Consider the following 7,945-nt stretch of genomic DNA (forward strand, 5'->3'; position numbering starts at 1 on the left):
GGGGGCCTGACCTGGTCTTACTTCTGGTGCGCGATACTGGGATTGAACTAGCTACGTGCGTCACTGGGAGCAGGTGGGTGGAGCTGCCGAAATAGTGTTCTGAACTGTACAAATGTCGCCCAGTATCGCGGGTCGCGAGCGGACACGATTGGACGCCTGTAGCCTCAAGTGAGTTCACGATGAGTTCACGAAACGGGGCACTGATGGCGCGCGGTACAGGGCGTAAGGACGCGAAAGCGGGCACTTTCGGGACAGTCCAAGAGCTGCCGTCAGGGAGGTATCGCGCTCTGTACTACGGGCCCGACGGGCGTCGGCACAAGGCCCCGACGACGTTCACGACGAAGATCGATGCGCGTGGTTGGTTGGCCCTGCAGCAGGCCGACATCATCCGCGGCAAGTGGATCGAACCGACCGACGTCGCACCCGTTCGGGCGAAGCGAATCACGTTTCGGGAGTATGCCGAAGCCTGGCTCGCGCAACGCGACCTGAAACCGCGCTCGCGTGAGCACTACCGAAAGTTGCTCGACGTCCAAGTTCTGCCCGGCCTGGGTTCGCTGCCGTTGGCGTCCATCACGCCCGACGACGTTCGCGGGTGGTATGCGAAGCTGGACGCCGCCACGCCGACGCTACGAAGCCACGCCTATGGTCTCGTTCGGACGGTCCTGGCCACGGCGGCCAGTGACGGGAAAATCGCGAACAACCCGGCCCACATTCGTGGGGCCGGATCTGCCAAGCGGGTACACAAGATCCGACCGGCGACGTTGCCGGAGCTGGCGACGATCACCGAAGAAATGCCGAAGCAGTGGGCGGCCATGATCCTGTTCGCCTCGTGGCTCGCGATGCGCTTCGGAGAAATCACGGAGCTGCGGCGCGGGGACGTGGATCTGAAAGATGAAGTGATTCGTATCCGCCGCGCCGTCGTCCGCGTGGACGGTCAATTCGTCGTCGGTGACCCCAAATCGGAGGCGGGTACTCGCGACGTCGCGATACCTCCGCACTTGGTACCGGCCATCGAGGCGCACCTGAAAGACCACGTCGGCCCCGGTAAGGATGCCCTGCTGTTCCCAGCCGTGAACGGCGGCCATCTGCAGCCGTCCACGTTGTACCGGAGGTACTACGCCGCACGGGCGAAGGCCGGGCGCGACGATCTTCGATTCCACGACCTACGCCATTCCGGGGCCGTCCTCGCCGCGGCTACCGGGGCCTCGTTGGCCGAACTGATGGGACGCCTGGGCCACTCGACGCCGGCCGCTGCATTGCGTTATCAGCACGTCGCCGGTGGTCGTGACAAAGCGATTGCGGCCGCGTTGTCAGCGCTAGTAAATCCCAAATAGGGGACTATTAAATCCGTGGATTCTTTAGAAGACGATTGTGTCGGGTGGACAGGTATGGACAAGATTTTATTCGACGTGTATTAATGGAATCCACGGCGGGGATGACGTCCCCGAAATTCTGGACACGGAGCTAACGACTCCACACGGTCACGAACGAACGAACGCCACGGCCCATTCGTCCTTCTGACTCAACGGAGACACCGTGTCCACCACACGCCCCCGCCCGATCCGCGTCCGACGTGAGCTGATCACCCAGGCCAGCGCCGCCCAGGAGCTTGGCTGCTCGGTGCGCACCATTCGCAGGTACATCGCGTCGGGCCAGATTCCCGCCGTTCGCCTAGGCCGCGAAATCAGAATCGATCCCGTCGACCTCGATGCCTTTCTGCGGCCGGTTCGATGACACAAAAAATCCCCGGCTGTGAAACCGGGGATTCTCTGCATGATCGTTGCCGATCACTTGGCAATCTCTCCACTGGTGACAATACCGCCGTTTAGCGGTGCTGTTCGAGACTGTGACCGAATCCCACTTCAGCAGTCCTAACAGAGCGAAATCCCCGCGGCGCGACTCGCGGGGATTTCAGAACCGAATGGTGAATTCGAATGAACTTAGACTACAGCGTCACCGAGACTTTGCGCGATTTGCTGGCCGAAGCCCGACAAGCTCCGGCCTTTGAGCTGGACCTGACCACACCATGGTTCGACAGGTACGCCGGAGGACTGGACCGCTGGCGTGACGAACCAGCCGATCGATCGTCCGCCGAATGGCGAGCGTGGAAGCTTCGCGACGAGGACAAGCTGGTGAGACGTGGACCGGCACGCACGGTAGTGCTGCCCGGCTACCGCGCCGATCGATTTGCCTCGCTTGGATTCTGGGCCGCGGAGGCCGTCGCGTGTCTGTACCCACGAGCGCACGGGGTCGACGCTGATCCCGAAGCCGTGGCTGCGATGACGTCTGCTCTGCTCGGTATCGGCGAAGTGCTCGTTCGTCACGCCGTTGCCTGTGGGGTCGCACTGGCCGAGGCGGCGGCCGATGCCGAACGAACGATCCGCTACGGGGTCGCGTCCGCTTCTGCCCAGGTGGTAGCGGCATGACCGACGACGTATCCGCAATGGTTGTCCACAGTGTCCTCGAATCGCTTGCAACACAGGCACAATCGTTCGATTTCGTCCACGATTACGACGGCGACGACAGTGAGGTTCCACCGTTCCTGGACTTCTCGAAGCTGTCGAAAGAAGCCTGGGGCGTTGTCGGTAAGAAGATGCTGTCAGCCACCACGGTTGCGGAGCTACCGCATTGGATCCGGAACGGGTGGAACATGCCGTGGCCTTCACTTGCCGACGCGCTCGCACACTTCCACGGCGCAACCGGACCCGTAGCCTCCGGCTTCCTCGATCTGGCAGCAGAGAGCAAGGTCTACGAGGCCACACAGAAGTACGTTCTGAACGAGACGGCAAAGATCCAGGGCCGCGCACAGCTCGACGCAGAGAAGAACGCTGCCATGTTGGCAGCGTTCGAGGACGCATGGGTGAACCGCGACGGGTTGGACCAACTGCCAAATCCGGTCCCGCTGATTCCGGGACTGCTGTTCGAGCAGACTCTCGCGCTGCTCGTTGCAGCGCCGAAGTCGTTCAAGTCGTTTCTGGGTCTGTCCTGGTCCTGTTCGATCGCCACGGGTACCGCTTGGCTGGGTAGGGACGTACAGCAAGGCCGCGTTCTGTACATGGTTGGTGAAGGCGCGCTCGGTGTGAAGAAGCGCATTGCCGCCTGGGAGCAACACCACGGCGTTCGCGCCGAGGCCCTGACGCTGTTCACCGAGACGTTCGACTTGGCAGTCGAAGACTCGATCCCGTTTCAGAGGTTCCTGGACCGCGCGTCGGAGCTACGACCGAAGCTGATCGTGGTCGACACGCTCAATCGCTACAGCGCCGGCCACGACGAAAATTCGGCGTCGGAAATGGCGATCGTGATCGTCAATCTGACCCGGCTCGTGAACGAGACAGGGGCGTCGGTTCTGCTCGTCCATCACGCCACGAAAGCCGGTGACAAGACGGGCCGCGGATCGTCGGCTCTGTTCGGCGCGGCCGATGCCGCGTTCTTCATGGACCGACGGAACCCGAAGGGTATGTCGGTGGCGCTCGAGGTCACGAAGTCGAAGGACGATGCCGAGGGCGACCCGCTGGCGCTACGCTGGAACCGTCGGGGGACAGCCTCGTGATTGTCGAGGGCGACCCTTTCGATGACGACAGAGACATCGAGAGCGACGTGGATCAGGCCGTCTTGGCGGCCGTGAGAGACCGTCCAGGGTTGCCGAAGCGGGAGTACTTCCGCGGCGATGCCGCGCCGAGTTCGATCGGTCGACGCGATGCCGAGACCTCGCTGACACGCCTCGAGAACACCGGACGCATCCATTCGCAGTTGGGTCCGAAACGGGCCAAGTTGATGTATCCGGGGCCACGTCCGCTGACGGCCGACGAGCCATTCGGTGACGTTCCCGAGCCCTCGAAATGATGTCCGTTTCGCCCGGTTCTGTTGACCCACAGCCCCCTCTATTTACCCAGCGCTGTGGGTCAACAGAAACCGTCCTGTTGACCCACCAGCGTGGGTCAACAGAAATCGCTGTGAGCAGCAGAAACAGGTTAAACGACCCAGTTGACCCAGGCCTTGGGTCAACAGGCGGGTCAACAGGTTAGGCCGGTGACCCAGTTGACCCAGTGCCGTAGGCCTGGGTCAGCGGGTCAACGAACGGTCACCGTAGGCATCGGAAAAGAAATAGAGAGAAGAGAAACGATGACCACACCCAACCGCGCCACGCTCATGAGAAGGAATGGGGCTGTCCGGTGACCGCCCGGCGATCGGCGCGTGTCGTCCACGTATTGGCCGGTTCGACACCGGACCTTCCCGGTGCGCTCTGTCGCGGGCGCTGGGATCTGTTCGACCCTGCAGGCCACGGCGAATCGCTGGCTTCGGTGACGGCACGGCAGGAACACGCCCTGGCCCTGTGCTCGAGCTGCCCGGCGCTGGCGCAATGCCACGCGTGGATCCGCACCGAACCGCGGCGCTTACGCCACGGCGTCGTGGCCGGACACGTCTACCAACACTCAACCTCGAAGGACGAAACGAAATGACCGAGAGCATCGAACAAGCCATAGACCGGATACGTACGTCAGGTGAGCGACCAAAAGCACAGCTACGATCCGAACGCACGCTCGAAGTCGAATTGCTCGTCGCGATCGAAACAGCGCGGGTCGCGTCCTACACCGAACCGAGCGACTCTGTGCCGTACGACTTTCTGCAGGCGCGGGTCGGGGCGCGGCTGACGTTGGCGCTGATCGACTGGCTGATCCGTCGGCATCCCCGAGTAACCCGAAGCGACCGCGAAGGGCCGTCGGCGTGGACGGGTGCGGCCCTGGGGGATCCGCTGACTGCGGTGTCGGCGGACGGCTTGTCCCGCCTGGGTGTCACCGATTCACCGACCGACGATCCGGCCTGCCTGGCGGCGTTCGACGGCTCCGGTACGTCGTACCCGGAACGGGTCCGGTTGATCACCCAGGCGCGCGCACGGTACGAGGACGGGTGGATATCGAAGACGGACGACGACCTACGTCAGTTGCGTCGGACGGCGCTGGGGAATGTCGTTGTTGCGCAACGGGCGATCGATGAGTGGAAGGCGGAACAGTGATCCAACGAATCGACAACGGCGCGGTGATAATTTCGCGCCACGACGCCGGGCTGGCGCTGATCGCTATCGACGCATTGGCGGACGCTCGTCAGCCGACACCGCTGCACCCGTCGCTGCACGGACTCCGTAACGAGCTGGAAGCGGCAATGATGGACCCGGCTTCGGCTGACGTGAACGCAAGTCGAAACGCAAGAACGCAAGCGGCGCAAATGGTTTCGTTGTCCGCTGTGTCAAAGTCGGCTCATGACCACGAGTTCGACACGCGCGAAGTCGCCGAATTGCTCGGCTGTACCACGGCCAACGTTCGTGACCTCCGCACGCGTGGGAAGCTGCCTGGGCGTCGCCACGGTGGGCGCTGGTATTTCGCGTCCGGTCCCGTCATTGCATACGCTGCTGACCGCGATCGGTAGCGCGATCGGTGGCCGTCGTGCCTAGGCCGGATCTGCGCACAGTCCGTGGAGTCGAGCTGATCCGCGTCGGTCGGTGGGAGATTTCTACCGGCGTGTGGAACGTGACCGCGGCGGATCTGCGCGCCGCCGTTGCCGCTCGTGTCGCTGGCGTTGGCCGGACTCCGATCGTGAAGATCGGACATGTCGATCCGCGTTACGACGGCGATCCGGCGCTGGGACAGATCGCGAACCTGAAGATTGTGGACGACGGCCAGACCCTCGTCGGTGATCTCGTGAACGTGCCGGCCTCGATTGCCGCCGCCATGCGCACGGCCTGGCCGCAGAGGTCGGTGGAGGCCTTCACGAACTACGAGGCCGCCGATGGTAGCCGCCACGCATTGGTGCTCGATGCGGTCGCCCTGCTGGGTGCTACGGCCGCAGGTATTCCGACGCTCCGCGGCCTGGACGACGTGGTTCAGCTCTACAGCGGAGGCCGCCACGCCGCGGCTAGCCGTGGCCAGCTGGTCCGGGCGTCGGTCGGTCGGTCCGCCCCTACACCTGCACAACGCACAGCCGTTCGTGTCGCCGCGTCACGGCGTCGCGCTCGTCGTGCGCAGTCCGTTATCGATTCGCTCGAAGGGAAGTAAACCGACATGGGAAATCTCACTGTCGATCGGTACTCACCCGGTCAGGATCTGTCGGCCGTCGCGTCGGCTCCGGTGACCGCTGGCCGGTTCGCGAAGATCACCGGAAACCGCGGCGCGTCCGGAGGCATTCCGGTAGCGCACGCCGACGCTGGCGGCCGGATCGCCGGAGTCGTGAAGTACGACGCCCTGTCCGGTGGCCCGGTCAGTCTGGCCCGTGGTAACTCCCGCGTGGTGAAGGTGAAGGCGTCCGGGGCGATCGCCGCGTTTGCGGAAATCCAGGTGGGCGCTGACGGCCAGGCTGTCACGCTGTCGTCCGGGAAGGCTGTCGGCTACGCGTTGTCTGCCGCCGCGTCCGGTGCCGCCGTCGAAGTTTCGTTGTACTAGAAAGGATTTGGCGACATGCCCAGCATTCTTCAGCCCACCCTGTCCGGAACCGGACAGGGCCAGCAGATCACCGTTCCCATGGCACTTCAGCGCCCGGAGCTGATCGCCTTCCGCGTGGCGGAGCTGGCGGAACCGGAACTGGTCCTGGACAAGTTCTTCACGCCCGGTCCGGCGCCGGTCGGTGGCTCGTACCTGTTCGTTCAGGCGAAGGCCGCGGATAAGTTCCTAGCCGACGGAGCCGATGTCGAAGCGCGAACCGAAGGAAGTGAATACCCGATCGTGGACGGCGTGGACCCTGACGTCCGCCAGGCCTTGGTCGAGGACTTCGGCGGCGCGTTTCCGGTTACCGACGCCCAGGAGACGCGGAACCTGACGTCGTACCTGAACGCCCAGGTGCAACAGCTCACGAATTCAATTGTCCGCAAGTTGAACAAGTCGGCCATGGACGCCGTGGAAGCCGTGATCGGTGCCGAACAGACGATCGCCGGTCAGTCCTGGGAAAACCTTGTGATCATCGGCCCGGCGGATTCGATCACTCCGGCGGCGCTTCGGCCGTCGGCGGACATTTCGGCGGCGCGTCTGCACGCGGAACTGAAGGAACTGGGGACGGTGTTCGATCTGTTGGTCGTCCACCCGAATCAGGCACACGCGCTTCGGTCCTCGTATGGCGAACAGTTGGACGCGATGCTGAAGTCGGCGGACGTCGAACTGTTCAGCACGCCGCGGATCACGGCCGGTACAGCGTTCGTCGTGCAGAAGGGCGGCCTGGGCAAGGTCGGGTTCGAAACTCCGTTGACGGTTGAGACGATCCCGGACCGTCGTAAGCGCCAGCACTACGTCCAGGGCTATGCGAATCCGTATTTCGCTCCGGAGAAGCCAGACGCCGTGGTCAAGATCATTGGACTGGAAGGCTAGAAAGACATGGAATTCTCACCCGAACAGCTCACCCGGTTGATGGAAGCATTGGGACTGAAGCCGGACGAGACCGACGCCGAAGTGGTGGTCCTGGCTGTTGAGGATCTGGCTACGGCTCCGGTCGATGCCGCGGCCGTAGCGGCGAAGACGGGCGGCCTCGTGATCGATCCGACCGTGTACGAGACGCTGAAGGCCGAAGCCGAACGCGGACGCACAGTCGCTGCCGCCGCGGCCACGCGTGAACGCGAACAGGCCGTGAACGCGGCGATCACCAAGGGCGCGATTCCTCCGGCGCGTAAGGCGCACTGGATGACCGTTCTGGAAGCGGATCCGACCATGGCGAAGGTGTTGGCGTCGATGCCCAACGTGATCCCCCTCGAGGAACTGGGCCACAGCGACCCCGGCGTGAACGACCCCGACGGCCAGCCGCTGCCGTCGAACGTCTCGTGGTGATCGCACAAGCTCCGCTGTCAGTGTTCGTCTTTCCGGACCGCTGACAGCGGTAGCGCCGCCGGGGATTGGGTTTGCTTCCGTTTCCCCTGGTGCCCCTGGCGGCGCACCCGGAGCGGCCGCTGCGTTGGTGGAACAACGCAGCG

Annotated in this window: 12 protein-coding genes; all 12 read left to right on the forward strand. The window is 63.7% G+C overall.

Going from position 1 to position 7,945, the window contains the following annotated elements:
• Positions 1-203: 203 nt before the first annotated feature.
• The 12 genes from RHBS_RS20420 to RHBS_RS20475 all read left to right on the forward strand — a co-directional run bounded on the left by RHBS_RS20420 (position 204) and on the right by RHBS_RS20475 (position 7,802).
• Positions 204-1,334: a site-specific integrase gene (locus RHBS_RS20420; protein WP_128646337.1), complete on the forward strand. Its 1,131-nt coding sequence runs from the start codon at positions 204-206 to the stop codon at positions 1,332-1,334.
• 202 nt (positions 1,335-1,536) lie between these two features.
• On the forward strand, positions 1,537-1,734 hold the full coding sequence (locus RHBS_RS20425; RefSeq protein WP_236745395.1) for a helix-turn-helix domain-containing protein: 198 nt from the start codon (positions 1,537-1,539) through the stop codon (positions 1,732-1,734).
• Positions 1,735-1,934: 200 nt separating this feature from the next.
• On the forward strand, positions 1,935-2,426 hold the full coding sequence (locus RHBS_RS20430; protein ID WP_128646328.1) for a hypothetical protein: 492 nt from the start codon (positions 1,935-1,937) through the stop codon (positions 2,424-2,426).
• Positions 2,423-3,550, forward strand: coding sequence for an AAA family ATPase (locus tag RHBS_RS20435; RefSeq protein ID WP_128646329.1), 1,128 nt, complete (start codon positions 2,423-2,425; stop codon positions 3,548-3,550). Before RHBS_RS20430 ends, RHBS_RS20435 begins: the two co-directional genes overlap by 4 nt.
• Positions 3,551-3,597: 47 nt before the next feature.
• A complete protein-coding gene (locus RHBS_RS20440; protein ID WP_128646330.1) occupies positions 3,598-3,843 on the forward strand; it encodes a hypothetical protein in 246 nt (81 codons plus the stop codon).
• A gap of 329 nt (positions 3,844-4,172) precedes the next feature.
• Positions 4,173-4,460, forward strand: a complete 288-nt coding sequence (locus RHBS_RS20445) for a WhiB family transcriptional regulator (RefSeq protein ID WP_237669502.1) — start codon at positions 4,173-4,175, stop codon at positions 4,458-4,460.
• Positions 4,457-5,014: a hypothetical protein gene (locus tag RHBS_RS20450; RefSeq protein ID WP_128646331.1), complete on the forward strand. Its 558-nt coding sequence runs from the start codon at positions 4,457-4,459 to the stop codon at positions 5,012-5,014. Before RHBS_RS20445 ends, RHBS_RS20450 begins: the two co-directional genes overlap by 4 nt.
• Positions 5,011-5,424, forward strand: coding sequence for a helix-turn-helix domain-containing protein (locus RHBS_RS20455; protein ID WP_128646332.1), 414 nt, complete (start codon positions 5,011-5,013; stop codon positions 5,422-5,424). Before RHBS_RS20450 ends, RHBS_RS20455 begins: the two co-directional genes overlap by 4 nt.
• Before the next feature lie 8 nt (positions 5,425-5,432).
• Complete coding sequence (locus tag RHBS_RS20460) at positions 5,433-6,050, forward strand: hypothetical protein (protein ID WP_236745396.1); 618 nt, start codon at positions 5,433-5,435, stop codon at positions 6,048-6,050.
• 6 nt (positions 6,051-6,056) lie between these two features.
• Positions 6,057-6,434: a capsid cement protein gene (locus tag RHBS_RS20465; protein ID WP_128646334.1), complete on the forward strand. Its 378-nt coding sequence runs from the start codon at positions 6,057-6,059 to the stop codon at positions 6,432-6,434.
• A 15-nt stretch (positions 6,435-6,449) separates the two neighbouring features.
• The gene (locus RHBS_RS20470) at positions 6,450-7,349 is read left to right on the forward strand and encodes a major capsid protein (RefSeq protein WP_128646335.1); all 900 of its coding nucleotides are present in this window, start codon (positions 6,450-6,452) and stop codon (positions 7,347-7,349) included.
• Between the two features lie 6 nt (positions 7,350-7,355).
• Entirely contained in the window at positions 7,356-7,802 is a 447-nt protein-coding gene (locus tag RHBS_RS20475) for a phage protease (RefSeq protein WP_128646336.1), read from the forward strand.
• The last annotated feature ends 143 nt before the right edge of the window (positions 7,803-7,945 follow it).

Source organism: Rhodococcus sp. BS-15, from assembly GCF_000813105.1.
Classification (GTDB): domain Bacteria; phylum Actinomycetota; class Actinomycetes; order Mycobacteriales; family Mycobacteriaceae; genus Rhodococcoides.

Coding starts and splice junctions, on each gene's coding strand:
- RHBS_RS20420 (WP_128646337.1), top strand. CDS start 204: ATGGCGCGCGGTACAGGGCGTAAGGACGCGAAAGCGGGCACTTTCGGG.
- RHBS_RS20430 (WP_128646328.1), top strand. CDS start 1,935: ATGAACTTAGACTACAGCGTCACCGAGACTTTGCGCGATTTGCTGGCC.
- RHBS_RS20435 (WP_128646329.1), top strand. CDS start 2,423: ATGACCGACGACGTATCCGCAATGGTTGTCCACAGTGTCCTCGAATCG.
- RHBS_RS20450 (WP_128646331.1), top strand. CDS start 4,457: ATGACCGAGAGCATCGAACAAGCCATAGACCGGATACGTACGTCAGGT.
- RHBS_RS20465 (WP_128646334.1), top strand. CDS start 6,057: ATGGGAAATCTCACTGTCGATCGGTACTCACCCGGTCAGGATCTGTCG.
- RHBS_RS20470 (WP_128646335.1), top strand. CDS start 6,450: ATGCCCAGCATTCTTCAGCCCACCCTGTCCGGAACCGGACAGGGCCAG.
- RHBS_RS20475 (WP_128646336.1), top strand. CDS start 7,356: ATGGAATTCTCACCCGAACAGCTCACCCGGTTGATGGAAGCATTGGGA.